At 74.8% G+C, this 15,764-nt stretch carries 16 protein-coding genes; 7 read left to right on the top strand and 9 right to left on the bottom strand.

Annotation, left to right across the window (positions count from 1 at the left end):
- Positions 1-249: hypothetical protein (locus NCC78_RS06425; protein ID WP_250792328.1), on the bottom strand; the 249-nt coding region annotated here is incomplete at its 3' end.
- Positions 249-1,013: a type 1 glutamine amidotransferase gene (locus tag NCC78_RS06420; protein ID WP_250792326.1), complete on the bottom strand. Its 765-nt coding sequence runs from the start codon at positions 1,011-1,013 to the stop codon at positions 249-251. The genes NCC78_RS06420 and NCC78_RS06425, both read right to left, overlap by 1 nt.
- 258 nt (positions 1,014-1,271) lie before the next feature.
- Between NCC78_RS06420 and NCC78_RS06415 the strand changes: the two genes are divergently transcribed.
- Together NCC78_RS06415 and NCC78_RS06410 are read left to right on the top strand one after the other, a co-directional pair.
- Entirely contained in the window at positions 1,272-2,147 is an 876-nt protein-coding gene (locus tag NCC78_RS06415) for a S66 peptidase family protein (RefSeq protein WP_250792333.1), read from the top strand.
- 304 nt (positions 2,148-2,451) lie between these two features.
- Positions 2,452-2,907, top strand: a complete 456-nt coding sequence (locus NCC78_RS06410; protein ID WP_250792324.1) for a hypothetical protein — start codon at positions 2,452-2,454, stop codon at positions 2,905-2,907.
- 74 nt (positions 2,908-2,981) lie between these two features.
- Here the strand turns inward: NCC78_RS06410 and NCC78_RS06405 are convergent, their stop codons facing one another.
- The 4 genes from NCC78_RS06405 to glnA all read right to left on the bottom strand — a co-directional run bounded on the left by NCC78_RS06405 (position 2,982) and on the right by glnA (position 6,371).
- Entirely contained in the window at positions 2,982-3,362 is a 381-nt protein-coding gene (locus NCC78_RS06405; protein ID WP_250792323.1) for a VOC family protein, read from the bottom strand.
- A 408-nt stretch (positions 3,363-3,770) separates the two neighbouring features.
- Complete coding sequence (locus tag NCC78_RS06400) at positions 3,771-4,466, bottom strand: helix-turn-helix transcriptional regulator (RefSeq protein ID WP_250792321.1); 696 nt, start codon at positions 4,464-4,466, stop codon at positions 3,771-3,773.
- Between the two features lie 37 nt (positions 4,467-4,503).
- A complete protein-coding gene (locus NCC78_RS06395; RefSeq protein WP_250792319.1) occupies positions 4,504-4,929 on the bottom strand; it encodes a DUF350 domain-containing protein in 426 nt (141 codons plus the stop codon).
- Between the two features lie 92 nt (positions 4,930-5,021).
- Entirely contained in the window at positions 5,022-6,371 is a 1,350-nt protein-coding gene (gene glnA, locus NCC78_RS06390) for a type I glutamate--ammonia ligase (RefSeq protein ID WP_250792317.1), read from the bottom strand.
- 203 nt (positions 6,372-6,574) lie between these two features.
- On the opposite strand from glnA, the gene NCC78_RS06385 reads away from it, so the two are divergent.
- Positions 6,575-8,335, top strand: a complete 1,761-nt coding sequence (locus NCC78_RS06385; RefSeq protein ID WP_250792315.1) for an NAD+ synthase — start codon at positions 6,575-6,577, stop codon at positions 8,333-8,335.
- Positions 8,336-8,613: 278 nt separating this feature from the next.
- Positions 8,614-9,459: a 3-methyl-2-oxobutanoate hydroxymethyltransferase gene (panB, locus tag NCC78_RS06380; RefSeq protein WP_250792313.1), complete on the top strand. Its 846-nt coding sequence runs from the start codon at positions 8,614-8,616 to the stop codon at positions 9,457-9,459.
- Positions 9,460-9,762: 303 nt separating this feature from the next.
- On the opposite strand, the gene NCC78_RS06375 is transcribed toward panB, so the two are convergent.
- From NCC78_RS06375 to NCC78_RS06365, 3 genes are all read right to left on the bottom strand, one after another.
- A complete protein-coding gene (locus NCC78_RS06375; protein ID WP_250792311.1) occupies positions 9,763-10,206 on the bottom strand; it encodes a VOC family protein in 444 nt (147 codons plus the stop codon).
- A 47-nt stretch (positions 10,207-10,253) separates the two neighbouring features.
- Positions 10,254-10,952 carry an NADPH-dependent F420 reductase gene (gene npdG / locus NCC78_RS06370; RefSeq protein ID WP_250792309.1) on the bottom strand — a complete coding sequence of 233 codons (699 nt, stop codon included), beginning with the start codon at positions 10,950-10,952 and terminating at the stop codon, positions 10,254-10,256.
- 72 nt (positions 10,953-11,024) lie between these two features.
- The gene (locus NCC78_RS06365; RefSeq protein WP_250792307.1) at positions 11,025-12,458 is read right to left on the bottom strand and encodes an RNB domain-containing ribonuclease; all 1,434 of its coding nucleotides are present in this window, start codon (positions 12,456-12,458) and stop codon (positions 11,025-11,027) included.
- Between the two features lie 18 nt (positions 12,459-12,476).
- On the opposite strand from NCC78_RS06365, the gene NCC78_RS31985 reads away from it, so the two are divergent.
- From NCC78_RS31985 to NCC78_RS06345, 3 genes are all read left to right on the top strand, one after another.
- Entirely contained in the window at positions 12,477-13,655 is a 1,179-nt protein-coding gene (locus tag NCC78_RS31985; protein ID WP_284706257.1) for a hypothetical protein, read from the top strand.
- Between the two features lie 299 nt (positions 13,656-13,954).
- Positions 13,955-14,386, top strand: a complete 432-nt coding sequence (locus tag NCC78_RS06350; RefSeq protein WP_250792303.1) for a hypothetical protein — start codon at positions 13,955-13,957, stop codon at positions 14,384-14,386.
- Positions 14,387-14,478: 92 nt separating this feature from the next.
- Positions 14,479-15,753 (top strand): M48 family metallopeptidase, encoded by a 1,275-nt coding sequence (locus tag NCC78_RS06345; RefSeq protein WP_250792301.1) that lies wholly within the window; start codon positions 14,479-14,481, stop codon positions 15,751-15,753.
- The last annotated feature ends 11 nt before the right edge of the window (positions 15,754-15,764 follow it).

The following is a 15,764-nucleotide window of genomic DNA, read 5'->3' as shown; positions in this document are numbered from 1 at the left end:
GCCCGTCGTGCGGCGTTCGGCCTCGACGATGCGGTGCAGCTGGCGCAGCGCCAGGTCGGGGTCGGCGGCCCGGGAGAGCGCGGCCAGCAGCTCCGCCGCCCGCTCGTCGGTCGGCTCCTGCACGTCCGGTCGCCACAGGCCCAGCCCGTCCGGGCCGAGCAGGTCGGCGGCCCGCGCGCCGCCGTCGTTCCCGCCCGCCCCGAAGCCGTAGCGGGCGAGCCGACCCGCCGCTCTGGTCGGCCGGCTCATCAGTGCCCGAGCAGGGGCAGGCTGCGACGGGTGCTGTCGTCCAGCTCGCCGAGGGCCAGCGCGGCGAACCGGGCGGCGAACGGCTGCCAGACCTCCTCGACGTCGACCATCACCGAGTCGCAGGCGGCCACCACCAGCTCCGGGTCGTAGCCCAGCTCGGCCAGGAGCGTCGAGTCGGCGGCCCAGTCGGCGATCATCGCGGTGTCGCACTCGATGTGGAACTGCAGGCCCCAGGCCCGGTCGCCGAGGCGGAACGCCTGGTGCGGGTAGCGCGTGGAGGCTGCCAGCAGGGTGGCGCCCCGCGGCAGCTCGGTGATCTCGTCGGAGTGCCACTGGAGCACGTCCGGGATGAGCGGCACGTAGCGGAAGAGCGGGTCGGCCTCGGCGGCGTCGCGCTTGCCGACCACGCCGGGGCCGACCTCCGGGCCGGACGGGCTGCGCTCGACGAGCCCGGCGTGCGCGGTGGCCAGCAGCTGCGCGCCCAGGCAGACGGCCAGGGTGGGCACCCGGTGCCGGACGGCCTTGCGCAGCAGCCCCTCCACGGCCGGGAACCAGGGCGCCCCGGGCGAGCCGTCGGGCAGCGGATACGCCTGCTGCTCGCCGCCGAGCACCACCAGCGCCGAGTAGCCCTCCAGGTCGGCGGGGAGCTCGTCACCGGCGTGCGGACGCACCACCCACAGCTCCAGGCCGGCCTCGGTCAGCCACTCGCCCAGCCGGCGGAGGTCGTCGGTCGGGTCGTTCTCGATCACCAGCGCGGTTGCCACGCCGTCGAGGCTAGCGGGTGGACCCGACGATCCCGGAACGGCTCCGCCGCACCCGGGGCGCGACGGCACGGACCGCCCCCCGCCGTGGCCGGCCGAACGGCCCTCGGCCGCCGTCGGCGGAGCCCGCCGAGCGGTACGTGGGCGGACGCGCCTGGCGCACGACTAGGCTCTGCCGCTGTGTCCGACCGCACCGCGCCCGCGCGCACCCGCTCCGACGATGTCGTCCGCCCGCCGGCGCTGCGCCCCGGCGACACGGTGATGCTGGTGTCGCCGTCGGGACCGACCCGGCCGGAACGGGTGGCCCGGGGCATCGAGCTGCTCGCCGGCTGGGGCCTGCGCCCGGTGCTCGCCCCGAACGCGTACGCCCGGCAGGGCTACCTGGCCGGCGGGGATGAACTGCGCGCCGCCGACCTGAACGTGGCCTTCGCCGACCCGCAGGTGCGCGGGGTGATCTGCACCCGGGGCGGTTACGGCGCCCAGCGGATGGTGGACGCGATCGACATGGCCGCGGTACGCCGCGACCCGAAGGTGGTGGCCGGCTTCTCCGACATCACCGCGCTGCAGTTCGCGCTCTGGCGGGGCGCCCGGCTGGCCGGCGTGCACGGCCCGGGGGTGGCCTGGCGGGACGAGCGGACGCCGCTGCGCTCGGCGGAGTCGCTGCACGCGGCGCTGATGACCACCGAGCCGGTGACCGTCGACGCCGAGGCCAGCGAGGAGACGTACGGCGTCCGCGTCCCGGGGCGGGCCACCGGCCCGCTGCTCGGCGGCAACCTCTGCCTGATCGTCGCGTCGCTGGGCACCCCGGACATGCCGGACCTGAACGGGGCGGTCCTGCTCGTTGAGGAGGTGCAGGAGCCCCCGTACAAGATCGACCGGATGCTCACCCAGCTGCGCCGGGCCGGCGCCCTGGACGGGCTGGCCGGGGTGGCCGTGGGCCAGTTCACCGACTGCGCGGACGGTTGGAAGGTGAGCGTCGCCGACGTGCTCACCGACCGCCTCGGCGACCTGGGCGTCCCGGTGCTCGGCGGCCTGCCGATCGGGCACGGCGTCGGCCAGCTCACCGTCCCCGTCGGCACCGAGGCCACCCTCGACGCCGACGCCGGCACCCTCACCGTCTCCCCCGCCGTCCGCTGACCCCGCCCACCCCCACCCCGCCCCACCCGCACGCCCGGCTCATCCGCACCCCTGTTGATCAAGAGGTTTTCGTCCGGATCATGCCCCTTTTCGGACGCAAACTTCTCGATCAACAGGCAGACCGGCCTGGGGGGAGCCAGCGGGCCGGGCGGGGGGCCGGCCGACCGTGCCGGGGCAACCGGTTTGTCCGGGCTGTCGGTGGGATTGCCAGCTCGCTGACAGGGTCGCCACGGGTTTCCTCCAGCCCGGCTGGTCACCGTCGGTGAGGTCATCTCACCATCGCACCGACGAGCTGGAGGACAGCATGTCCCGCACCATGAGGAAGAAGCACCTGCTGGCCGGGTTGGCCGCGGCCGGCGTACTCGGCGTGGGGATCGCGGCGCCCACCGTCGCGTTCGCCGCGGACGGTGACACCCCGACGCCCGCCGCGAGCGCCACCGAGAGCGGCGACCGGCAGCAGCAGCGGGCCGACCGGCAGGCGGAGTTCGCCGAGGCGCTCGCCAAGGAACTGGGCGTCCCCACCGACAAGGTGACCGCCGCGCTGGAGAAGGTGCGCGAGCAGCACAAGCCGGCCGGCCGGCCGGAGCGGGGGAACGCCGCCGACCGGCAGGCCGCCCTCAAGGAGCGGCTCGACCAGGCGGTGAAGGACGGCAAGCTCACCCAGGAGCAGGCCGACGCGATCACCGCGGCGGCCGAGGCCGGCGTCTTCCCCGGCGGTCGCGGCGGCCACGGCGGTCCAGGCGGCCAGCCCGGCAGGTGACCGGACGCCGTTCGCCCCGGCAGCGTGGCCGGGGCGGACGGCGGCACCATCTCCGGCAGCCGCGGGCGGCTGCCTCAGTTGCCGGCCGGCGGGGGCGCGAAGACGCCGATGTGGTTGCCGGCCGGGTCGAGCAGGTGGGCGAAGGTGAGCCCGTTGTCGGTCGCCTTCAGCGGGACCAGCACCTTGCCCCCGGCCGCCTCGGCCCGCCGGCAGGTGTCGGCCACGTCGGCCACCTGCACGTAGAACACCGCGTAGTTCGGCCCCGCCCCGCCGGTGGCCCGGATCGCGCCCTGGATGGACCCGTCCGGCCCCGGCTCCACCACCCGGTACGACGCCTCCGGCGTGCCCTGCTCGCTGAACGTCCAGCCGAACAGGTCGGCGTAGAACCGCCCGGTCTCCTCCGGCCGGTCGGTGCCGACCTCGAACCAGGTGACCGCGTCGGTGATCGTGGACATGTGTCGCCTCCCGTTCCGCGCCGACCGGTCGGCCGGCGCCGTCAGGAGCCAGCCTCGACCCCATTCGCGACACCGTCCTGTCGGTGTTTCCGGCACTCCGCACGGCTCCCGGGAATGCGCCGGGCGGATCCGCCCGCCGAATGACGTCCTTCCCGGATTTGGACGCCGCCCGGTGACTGGCCCGGTCACCGGTGCGGCGGCATCCGCCGAAGGCGTTGGCGGGCGGGAAACCTCCGCCCCGGCAGCGGGTCCGGCCGGCACCGTCCAGACGGGACAACGCCGCACCCATCGCACCAGCCAGCACGAGGGCCAGCACGAGAGCCAGCACGAAGGCCAGCACGAGGGCAGCGAGAGCCAGCACGAGGGCCAGCGCGGAGGCCGCGCCGGGAGGGCCGAGGACGCCCCGTTTCAGACCAGGCTGAGCCGGCGGATCCGCTCCCGGGGGATGTCGAGGTCGTCGGCGGCCAGCTCGCGCTCGGGCACCCGCTCGGCCAGCGGGGCGACGGAGGTGATCCGGTCGGTACGGAAGGCCCGGACGCCCGCGCGCAGCCGGCACCAGGCCAGCAGATACCAGTGGCGGGGGTTGCCGAGGTAGCCCAACGGCTCCACGTCGCGCAGCGACCCGGCGCCGGCGCGGTCGGCGTACCGGATACGCAGCACCCGCCGCGCGAGCACCGCGTCGGCGACGCCGGCCGGGACGGGCGTCACCGGCCCGTCGCCGATCAGGTGCACCCGCGCGGCCAGCCGGTGCGCCTCGGCGGCGTCGGCGGCCGGCATCACCGCGACCAGCTTGCGCAGCGCGCTGCCGGCCGCGGCGGCGAACGGGGTGCCGCGCAGCCGGTGCAGCGCCACCGCCATGGCGACCGCCTCGCCGGCGGTGAGGTTGACCGGCGGCAGGGTGCGGGCCCGGTCGACGGCGTAGCCGCCGGTGCGCCCCGGCTCGGCCCAGATCGGCACGCCGGAGGACTCGAGGGCGCCGATGTCACGCTCGATGGTGCGGGTGCTCACCTCGAAGCGCGCGGCGAGCCAGCGGGCGCTGCGCGGCCGTGGCGACACGGCGCGCAGCTCCTCCACCAGGGCGTAGAGACGGTCGGTTCGGTTCACCCCCGCAAGCTACGACGGGGGTACGACGCCGAGGAGCTCAGGCGATGCAGGCGCAGACGATCAGCGCGGCACCGAAGTGGGTGGCGGCGCTGACCCGGGCCGCCGGGTGCGGCTCGTCCGAGCAGATGATCTCGCCGAGCCGGCCCGGCGTGAGCAGGTCCAGCACGAAGAAGGCCAGCGCCATGATGCCCAGCCCCACCAGCCCGAACACGACCGTCGAGGCGAGCCCCTTGCCGAAGTCGCTGTAGCTGGTCAGGATCGCGGTGAACACGATCCCGGCGATGCCGAGCTGGTTGGCGGCGAGCAGCAACGCCGCGTTGCCGTTGCGCCGCACCCAGATCAGCTCCCGCAGCCGTCCGGGAGTGAGCAGGTCGACCAGCACGAAGCCGGCCGCCATCAGGGCGACCCCGACGACCCCGAACACCACGCTCTGCCAGGCCCCGCTGAGCAGATCCTCCAGCACCGACTGCCTCCCGATCTCCTACGCCCGGCGGGGGTGCCGGCGTGGTGATCGAGACGATAGCGGCACCGCGCCACCGGCGGCAGCCCCCGCACCTACAGCGACAGGTAGCGCTGCCGCTCGTAGGGGGTGACCTCGCGGCGGTACTGCTCCCACTCGGCGCGCTTGTTGCGCAGGAAGAAGTCGAAGACGTGCTCGCCGAGCACCTCGGCGACCAGTTCCGAGCCGGCCATCACGTCGATCGCCTCGGACAGGTTCTCCGGCAACGGCTCGTACCCCATCGCCCGCCGCTCGGCGCTGGTCAGCGACCAGACGTCGTCCTCGGCGCCCGGCGGCAGCTCGTAGCCCTCCTCGATGCCCTTCATCCCGGCGCCGAGCAGCACCGCGAAGGCCAGGTAGGGGTTGGCCGCCGAGTCCGGCGAGCGGACCTCGACCCGGGCCGAGTTCGGCTTGCCGTACGCGGGCACCCGGACCAGCGCGGACCGGTTCAGGTGACCCCAGCAGACGTACGCGGGGCTCTCGGTGACCCGGTCCGGCAGCGCCTGCGGGAAGAGCCGCTTGTAGGAGTTGACCCACTGGTTGGTGACGGCCGTGTACTCGCGGGCGTGCACCAGCAGACCGGCGATGAAGGCGCGGGCCACCTTCGACAGCTTCATCGGGTCGCCGGCGTCGTGGAACGCGTTGCGCTCCCCCTCGAACAGCGACAGGTGGGTGTGCATGCCGCTGCCCGGCTGGTCGGTGAAGGGCTTCGGCATGAAGGTGGCCTGCACCCCGGTGGAGAGCGCCACCTCCTTCACCACGTGCCGGAAGGTCATGATGTTGTCCGCGGTGGTCAACGCGTCGGCGTAGCGCAGGTCGATCTCCTGCTGGCCGGGGGCCACCTCGTGGTGGCTGAACTCCACCGAGATGCCGATGCGCTCCAGCGCCAGCACCGCCTGCCGGCGGAAGTCGCGGGCCACCGCGTGGGTGGTGTGCTCGAAGTAGCCGCCGGTGTCCACCGGGACCGGCACCGAGCCGTCCATCGGGCCGTTCTCCAGCAGGAAGAACTCGATCTCGGGGTGGGTGTAGAAGGTGAAGCCCTTCTCGGCGGCCCTGGACAACGCCCGGCGCAGCACGTGCCGCGGGTCGGCCCAGGACGGTCCGCCGTCGGGGAGCAGGATGTCGCAGAACATGCGGGCGCTCTCGCCGCTGACCCCACCCTCGAACGGGAAGACCTGGAAGGTGGTCGGGTCGGGCATGGCGACCATGTCGGACTCGAAGACCCGGGCGAAGCCCTCGATCGCCGAGCCGTCGAACCCGATGCCCTCCTCGAAGGCCGCCTCCAGCTCGGCGGGGGCCACCGACACGCTCTTGAGCGTGCCCAGCACGTCGGTGAACCACAGCCGGACGAACCGGATGTCCCGCTCTTCCAGCGTACGGAGGACGAACTCCTGCTGACGGTCCACTTCCCCAACCCCTCGCGACACTGTTGTCCGCCTTCGACCGGGCTTCGCCCGACCTGACCGACCAGTCTCCACCGGCCTCGTTACGCCGACGTTACGCGACCGCCCGGCCCGCGTCCCGCCCTGTCCCGCCGCCCGGGTGGGGGTGGCCGCCGTCTCCCGCCGCCCACGGTGTCCGGCCGGAGCGGCTGGGGCAAGATGAGGACATGCCCACCCTGCGTCTCGCCCTGTGCCAGGTCAACCCGACCGTCGGAGACCTCGCCGGCAACGCCGGCCTGGTCCGCAGCTGGAGCCGCCAGGCGGCCGAATCCGGCGCCCAACTGGTCGCGTTCCCGGAGATGATGCTGACCGGCTACCCGGTCGAGGACCTGGTCTTCCGCCGGTCCTTCGTCGCCGCGTCGAGGGCCGCGCTGGAGCGGCTCGCCGCCGACCTGGCCTCGGACGGGCTGGGTGAGCTGCCGGTGCTCGTCGGCTACCTGGACGCGGACGGCCCGCCGCAGGTCAGCGGCGACGCCGAGCCGGGCCGGGGCGCCCGCAACGCCGCCGCCCTGCTGCACCACGGCGGGATCGCGGCCACCTACTTCAAGCACCACCTGCCCAACTACGGGGTCTTCGACGAGGACCGCTACTTCGTCCCGGGCGACATGCTCACCGTGGTCCGCGTCGGTGGGGTGGACGTGGCGCTGACCATCTGCGAGGACCTCTGGCAGGCCGGCGGCCCGTTCGCCGCCGCCCGCCAGGCCGGGGTGGGTCTGGTCCTGAACATCAACGGCTCGCCGTACGAGCTGAACAAGGACGACATCCGGCTGCCGCTGGTCCGCCGCCGGGCCGCCGAGGCCGGGGCCACCATCGCTTACGTCAACATGATCGGCGGCCAGGACGAGCTGGTCTTCGAGGGCGACTCGATGATCGTGACCGCCGACGGCACGCTGCTCGCCCGGGCCCCGCAGTTCGTCGAGCACCTGCTGGTGCACGACGTCGAGCTGCCGGCGGCGCAGGAGCGGCCCGGCCCCGACCACGAGCTGGCCGACGGGCTGCGGGTGGTCCGCGCCGAGGTCGGCGAGCTTCCGCCGGCGCCGACCGGCCCGGCCGCCACCGGCGGGGTCATCGAGCCGGTCGCCGACGAGGCCGAGGTGTGGCAGGCGCTGGTGCTGGGCCTGCGCGACTACGTCAACAAGAACCGGTTCCCGTCGGTGGTGCTCGGCCTCTCCGGCGGCATCGACTCGGCGGTGGTGGCCGCGCTGTCCGTCGACGCGCTGGGGCCCGACCGGGTGGTCGGGGTCTCGCTGCCCAGCCAGCACTCCTCGGAGCACAGCCGGGAGGACGCGGCGGAGCTGGCCAAGCGGACCGGGCTGGACTACCGGACCGAGCCGATCCAGCCGATGGTCGACACCTTCCTGGCCAACATGTCGCTCTCCGGGGTCACGGTGGAGAACCTCCAGGCGCGGGTACGCGGGGTGGTCCTGATGGCGCTGTCGAACCAGGAGGGCCACCTGGTGCTGACCACCGGCAACAAGAGCGAGCTGGCGGTCGGTTACTCCACCCTCTACGGCGACTCGGTCGGCGGCTTCAACCCGGTCAAGGACGTCTGGAAGACGCTGATCTGGCGGCTGGCCAAGTGGCGCAACGCCGACGCCACCCGCCGGGGCGAGACCCCGCCGATCCCGGAGAACTCGATCGGCAAGCCGCCGAGCGCGGAGCTGAGCCCGGGCCAGTTGGACAGCGACACGCTGCCCGACTACGACGTGCTCGACCCGATCCTGATCGGCTACGTCGACGGCGACCTCGGCCGCGACGGGCTGGTCGGTTCGGGCCACGACCCGGCCGTGGTCGACCGGGTGCTGCGGATGGTGGATACCGCGGAGTACAAGCGGCGGCAGTCCGCGCCGGGCACGAAGATCTCCATGAAGGCGTTCGGGCGGGACCGGCGGCTGCCGATCACCAACCGGTGGCGCGAGGACAGCTGACCCTCCCGACCGCCGGGCCCCTCGGGGCCCGGGCGGCGTGCGTCCAGCCCCTCGGCGCACCCACGGAACGGGTCGCGCCGGCACGCTTGCTGGGCCGCATCGGCCCCGGGACCGTGCCGGGCCGCATCGGACCGGGGACTGTGGGCCGGATCGGGTAGGGCCGGGGGCCGTGCCGGGAGTGACATCCTGCACTGTGCTCTGCCGGAGGCCGGTCGTGCGGTGCGACGATCGGGCGGAACCCGGGGACCGCGCAGGCGGCCTCGAGGAAGGAGAGAATCATGGTGGAGTCCACCCCGTCCGAGGTGACCGCCCTCTACGGCGGCCCGGCCACCCGACGGGTCCGCACCCGCGACCTGATCGCCGCCAAGGAACGCGGCGAGCGGTGGCCGATGCTCACCTCGTACGACCAGTACACCGCCTCCATCTTCGACCAGGCGGGCATCCCCGTGCTGCTGGTCGGCGACTCGGCGGCGAACAACGTCTTCGGCTACGAGACGACCGTGCCGGTGACCGCAGAGGAGCTGCTCCCGCTGGTCCGCGCGGTGGTCCGCGCGACCCGGCAGGCGCTGATCGTCGGTGACCTGCCGTTCGGCTCGTACGAGGAGGGGCCGACGCAGGCGCTGCGCACCTCGGTGCGGTTCATGAAGGAGGGCGGCTGCCACGCGGTGAAGCTGGAGGGTGGTCGGCGCTGCGCCGAGCAGATCGCCGCCATCACCGGCGCCGGCATCCCGGTGATGGCGCACATCGGCTTCACCCCGCAGAGCGAGCACGCCATCGGCGGCTACCGCGTCCAGGGGCGCGGCGACGCGGCCGACGAGGTGATCGCCGACGCCCGCGCGGTGGCCGAGGCGGGCGCGTTCGCGGTGGTGCTGGAGATGGTGCCCGGTGAGGTGGCCAAGCGGATCACGAGCGAGCTGCGGATCCCGACGGTCGGCATCGGCGCCGGCCCGGACACCGACGCCCAGGTGCTGGTCTGGCAGGACATGGCCGGCCTGCGGACCGGAAAGGCGCCGCGCTTCGTGAAGCGCTACGCCGACCTGGCCGGCACCCTGACCGACGCGACCCGGCGCTTCGCCGACGAGGTCCGCGGCGGGGACTTCCCCGCCGCCGAGCACACCTTCTGAGCACGACGGGCGGTGCGGCCAGCGGGCCGCACCGCCCCCGCCCCACGCACGCCCTCCGGCTCGGGAGCCGGCCGGACCATCGGCGAACGGCGAACGGGCGGACGGCGGACGGGCGGCCGAACAACGGACGGGCGGACGGGAGGCCGGACGGCGGGTGGTGGACGGGAGGCCGGACGGCGGGTGGTGGACGGGAGGCCGGACGGCGGGTGGTGGACGGGAGGCCGGACGGCGGGTGGTGGACGGGAGGCCGGGCGGCCTGGGTCCGGTGCACCCGCCGGCACCGGGCCTTGCGGGGGTCGCCGATCAGACCACGCAGAACTCGTTGTCCTCCGGGTCGGCGAGCTGGAACGAGTAGTAGCCGTTCTCCGGGTCGTCCATCGACCCCAGCACCCGGGCCCCGAGCCGCGTCAACCGGCTCACCTCGGCGTCGACCCGGGTCCGCCGCTCCGGCAGGGGCACCGCCCGGCCGCCGCCGACCTTCAGGTCGATGTGCAGCCGGTTCTTGACCGTCTTCGGCTCCGGCACCGGCTGGAACCAGATCAGCGGGCCGCGCCCGGCCGGATCCTCCAGGCGGTCCAGACAGTCGCCCTCGCCCAGCTCGTCGGCCGGTATGCCGACCGACAGGTACCAGTCGCGCCAGCTCGCGTGCCCCTCCGGTGGCGGCTGCGGCCGGTAGCGCAACGCCTCCGCCCAGAACGCCACCAGCCGCGCCGGCTCCCGACAGTCGATCGTGATCTGCCATTCCATGCGCGCATCGTGCCCGTCAGGTGTGACAACGCCACCCGGCGCGACCGTCAGAGGTCGGTGACGCGGATGCCGGCGTGCGCCTTGTAGCGCTTGTTGATGGCGATCAGGTTGGCGGTGAACGCCTCGATCTGGTGGGCGTTGCGCAGCCGGCCGGCGTAGACGCCCCGCATGCCGGGGATCCGGGCGGCGAGCGCGGCGACCACGCCGACGAGTTCTCGGTCCTCGGTGCAGATCAGCACGTCCAGGTCGATCCGGTCGATCTCGGGGTCGGCCAGCAGCGGGGCGCTGACGTGGTTGAACGCGGCGCAGACCCGGGAGTCGGGCAGCAGCGCGGCGGCCTGCTCGACGGCGCTGCCCTCGGGGACCCGCAGCGCGTACGGGCCCTGTTTGTCGAAGCCGAGCGGGTTGACGCAGTCGACGACGATCTTGCCGGCGAGCGGCTCGGCGAGGGCGGCGACGGTGGCGGCGTGCCCGTCCCACGGCACGGCGATGACGACCACGTCGCTGTGCCGGGCCACCTCGTCGTTGCCGGCCCCGCTGACGTCGGCTCCGGCCGGCACGCCGGGCAGGGCGGCGATCTCCTCGGCGGACTGCGCGGCCCGCTCGGCGGAGCGGGACCCGATCAGCACCCGCTGACCGGCCCGGGCGAACCGGTAGGCCAGACCCCGCCCCTGGTCGCCGGTGCCGCCGATGATGCCGACGGTCAGCCCGGACACGTCGGGCAGCGTGCTCGCGTCGTATGCCATGCGGTCATCCTCGCAAACCCGCCGGGCCGGCAGCAGCGTCGGGCGTTGTGAGAATCCCCGCTGCGGCGGCGGTCAGGCGCGTTCGAAGGTCACCGAGCGGGCGGCCGGGTCGGCGGTGACCAGCCGGACCCGGATCCGCTCCCCCAGCGGCAGGTCGCCGACGCAGCGGGCGCGCACCGGCGGGTCGTCCAGCGCGACCGTGCCGCCGGGTGGACGGCCCGGCCGGGACCGGCCGTTCGGGGGCGCGTCCACGTCCAGCACCGCCGCGTCGAAGGTCTCGCCCACCCGGTGCTCCAGCAGCACCGCCTCGGCCAGCTCGATCGCGCCCCGGGTGGCCGCCGAGGCGGTCCGGTCCGTCGTGGCCATCACCTCGGGCAGCCGGGGCAGCGCCGCGCGGGCCCACTCCGGCACCGGCCGGCCCTCGTGCAGGGCGAGGCAGACCTCCGTGGCGTACCGGTCGGCCAGGCGCCGCAACGGCGCGGTGACATGGGCGTACGCCGCAGCGACACCGCCGTGCTCCGGCTGCTCGGGCACCGTGCCGTCGAAGGCGGTGTACGCGGCGCCGCGCATCAGCTCGGCGGCCTGGTCGACGAAGGCCGCCGCCCGGGGCTGCGACGGGTCCAACCCGGTGATCACCTCGCCCGGGCCGGCCCCGTCCGGCCAGTGCACGCCCAGCGGGGCGGCGGCGGCGCGGAGCCGCTGCACGGCCTCCGGCTTCGGCGCGGGCATCGTCCGCAGCAGGCCGACCCGCCCGGCGAGCATGATGTCGGCGGCGGCCATCCCGGTCAGCAGGGAGATCTGCGCGTTGTGCTCCTCCATCGGCACGGGCCCGCGCAGCACCAGCCGCCACCCGTCGCCGTCGGCCTCCACGTCCTGCTCGGGCAGCGGTAGGTTGATCGCGCCCCGGCGCAGCCCCCGGGCGGTGAGCAGGGCACCGATCTCGGGCAGCAGGGCGATCGGGTCGGGCAGCCGACCGGCGTCGGCGTCCGCCTGGACCCCGACGTAGTCCAGCTTGGCGCGGCTGCGGACCAACGCGCGTTGCACCGCGACGGCGACCGTGGCGCCGCCTGCGTCCAGGTCGATGGTCCACACCACGGCCGCCCGGTCGACGTCCGGCAGGAGGCTGGCCGCGCCCTCGCTGAGGGTGTGGGGGTGCAACGGCACGTTGCCGTCGGGCAGGTAGACGGTCTGCCCACGGCGCCAGGTCTCCTCCTCCAGCGCGCCCCCGGGACGTACGTGCGCGGCCACGTCGGCGATGGCGTACGACACCCGGAAGCCGCCGCCCGCGCGGCGGGTGAGGTGCATCGCCTGGTCGAGGTCCCGCGAGCTGGCCGGGTCGACGGTGACGAACGGCAGGTCGGTGCGGTCCACGGCCGGCCGCGGCGGCGCGGCGGCCGCGGCGTCGGCCTCGCGCTGCGCCGCGTCTGGGAAACCTTCGGGCAGGCCCAGTTCGCGGCGCAGCGCGCCGAAGTCGATGCGGGGCGCGAGTACGCGTCGGATCACCACGGGGTCAATCCTGACAGCGTGGCGGATGATCCGCTCTCCGGCGCGCGCCGCCGGTCACCGGCGGGTGGTCAGCCGGTGGCCTTGCGGGCGTTGGCGCGGACGCCCCGGGGCGCGGTGGCCCGGGCTGCGACCGGGCGGGCCGGCGACTTGCGGGCGGTCACCTTCCTGGCCGGCGCCTTGGCGGCGGTGGTCTTCCTGACCGGCGCCTTCTTCGCCGCCGCGGTGCGGGCGCTGGTCGAGGTCGCGGTGGCCTTCTTCGCCGGGGCCTTCTTCGCGGCGGCGTTGCGGGCGCCCCCGGTGGGACGCGTCGAGGCGGCCTTCTTGGCGGGGGCCTTCCTGGCGGGGGCCTTCTTCGCCGGCGCCGTCGCCGCCGTGGTGGTCTTCTTCGCCGCGGCGGTGGTGGTCTTCTTCGCCGCGGTCGTGGTCTTCTTCGCCGTCGAGGTGACCTTGCGGGCGGCGGTGGAGGTCTTGACGGGTGCCTTCTTCGCCACGGTGGCGGCCTTGGCCCCCGCCTGCCGGGCGGGCGTCTTCGCCGACGTCTTCTTCGTGGCGGTCCTCGCCGCCGCGGCGGTCTTCTTCGTGGCGGCCGTCGTCTTCTTCGCCGGGGTGGTGGCCTTCGTCGCCGCCTTCCTGGCGGGCGCCTTCGCGGCCGTCGTCTTCTTCGCGGGGGCGGCGGCCTTGGTCGCCGCCTTCTTCGCGGGCGCCTTCGCGGCCGTCGTCTTCTTCGCGGGGGCGGCGGCCTTGGTCGCCGCCTTCTTCGCGGGCGCCTTCGCGGCCGTCGTCTTCTTCACGGGGGCGGCGGCCTTCGTCGCCGCCTTCGTCGCCGGCGCCTTCGCGGCCGTGGTCTTCGCCGGGGCCCGCCCCGCGCCACCCGCCGCCTTCTTCGCGGGTGCCTTCTTCGCCGTGGTGGAAGCGGACGTCCGCGCGGGCCGGGCCGCGCCCGCGGTCCGCTCCGCCGCGGCGGTCTTCCTCGCGGTGGTACGTTTCGCGGCCGGGCGGGTGGTGGCCTGCTGTGCTTCGGCCATCTCGGTTCCCTCCTTGGGGACGTGCTTCCGCCCTCGCGGAGCACGGAGTACCTCGGCGCGGAGGGTCCCGCACCGCCTATCTGTCCTCCCCGGCCCAGCGGGCGTCCTCGGCGTCCCACGCTTCGTTGCGCTCCCGCACCTGCTGCAGGGCGTTCTCCGCGTCCGCGGCTGAGGCGTACGGACCGAGAACGTGCTTGGCGGGGCACACGTCGGCGTCGGTCTCGACCCGATGGTGACGGGTGCACCAGTAGTACTGCCCACCACGTCCGCTGTCGCTCATGGGATCACTGTGCACCGCGAACCACCTGGCCGCCACCGGAACACCACAAGTCGCCGATGTTCTCCACAGTAGACGTGCTCCCCTTCCCAGGGGCCCGAACAGCGAAAACGGCTCCCCGGGGCACCCTGTCGGGGTCAACCGGGGCCGGGACGGGGCAGCCGTGGAGCCGCGCGGTGTCGCACAATCCCCCCGTGCGACACGGGGTGTGGCTGCGGCGCGGACTTGTCGCCGCCGTGGCGGTGGGCGTGCTGGCGGTGCTCGGGGTGGTCGTCGGGCTGCCGGTGCTGCGGGACCGTTCGCAGCAGCGGCTGGAGGACCGGGCCGACCGGGAGGTGTCCGCGACCGCGCAGCGGGTCCGTGCCGGGTTGCTCGCCGACCGGGCCGGCGGGGAGTCGACGCTGCGGCGGGTCGCCGAGGCCGTGGACGGGGTCGAGGTGCTGACCGTGCAGGGCGTCGGGGCGCGCCCCGACGCGGGGGCGCGGCTGTTCTTCCGCGTCCGGGTGACCACGACGGCGGCCTCGATCTTCGGCTGGCAGCGGGCCGAATCGGCGGCCTGCTTCGCGCAGCTCGTGCCCGCCGACGCCCGTCCGGCCGCTCTCGAACGGGTGCCCTGCCCGGCCTGAGCCGCGCGGCGGCCCGGGCCGGCGCGACCAGAGCCCACATCGGCTGAACAGCCGGTTCCGGTACGCGGCGCGGGTCGGCAGGATCAGGCGCCATGATCGACACGATGTCCGGCACGGGGGCCTGCCGGGACTGCGGCGCCACCCTGGTGTCGCTACGGGACGCGGCACCCTGGTGCGCCGGCTGCGAATGGAACCTCGACGCGTACGACGCCCCACGACGTGTGCCCGAGTTCGGCTGGACCTGGGTGGACCGGTGGACCTGGCGGCTCGCGTTCCGGATGACCCGGCGGCAGTTCGGGCGGCTGGTCGGCCGCCCGCTCGGCGCGACCGGCTCCGGCCGTGCCGCGCTGCTGACCGCGGCGGCCTCCGTGGTGCTGCTCGCCGGGGTGGTCGCGCTCGCGATCACCGGCGTCTGGCTGATCGTGGCGTTCCCGGTTCCGAACCTGTCGGTGGTGCTCGGCGTCGCGCTGCTCGGCCTCGCCGTCGCGCTGCGGCCCCGGTTCGGCCGGCTCGACCCGGACCTCGAGGTGCTCTCCCGGGACCGGGCACCGGAGCTGCACGCCCTGGTCGACGAGGTGGCGGCGGCGGTGGGCGCGCCTCTGCCGCACATCGTCGGGGTGGACGACGACCTGAACGCGTACGCGGGTCTGGTCGGGCTGCGCCGACGGCGGGTGCTCTGCCTGGGGCTGCCGTACTGGGGGGCGCTCGACGCCCAGGAGCGGGTGGCGCTGCTCGGTCACGAGTTGGGGCACTTCGTCAACGGCGATCCACGGCGGATGCTGCTCACCCAGCCCGCGTTCACCATGCTCGGCTCGGCGGCGGACCTGGTCCGACCGGTGGACACCGTCTCCGGCGGCGGGATCGTCGAGATGGTGGGTGAGGCGCTGGGCAAGGCGTTCCAGTGGGTGCTGTCCCGGCTGCTCTTCGGCGTACACCTGGTGCTGGTCTGCGTGGCGCTGCGGGACAGTCAACGCGCCGAGTACCTGGCCGACGAGATGTCGGCGCGGGCGGCCGGCTCGGCCGCCGCGACCAGCCTGCTGGACGCCGTGCTCGCCGTGGAGTCGACGGCGCTCGCCGTACGCCGGGAGGCGCGGGCCGGGCACGGCGCGGACCGCTGGCGGGCGGCGGCGGCCGAGGCGCGGGCGGCGGCGGCCGACCGGCTGCCGCGGCTGCGTCAGCTCTCCGTGCGCGACGAGGCGTCGCTCTTCGCCGCCCACCCGCCGGCCGGGCTGCGTCGGCGGATGCTCACCGACCGTCCCTGGCGCGACCCGGCGGTGGTGCTCACCGAGGCCCGGCTGGCGCGGATCGACGCCGAACTGGCCAAGGAGTACGCCCGGGTCGGCCGGACGCTCAGCTGGTCGGGGTGACGCGGGGCGCC

This window comes from Micromonospora phytophila (assembly GCF_023656545.1).
In the GTDB taxonomy this organism is placed as follows: domain Bacteria; phylum Actinomycetota; class Actinomycetes; order Mycobacteriales; family Micromonosporaceae; genus Micromonospora; species Micromonospora phytophila.
This window is presented reverse-complemented; position numbering and strand designations above follow the sequence as displayed.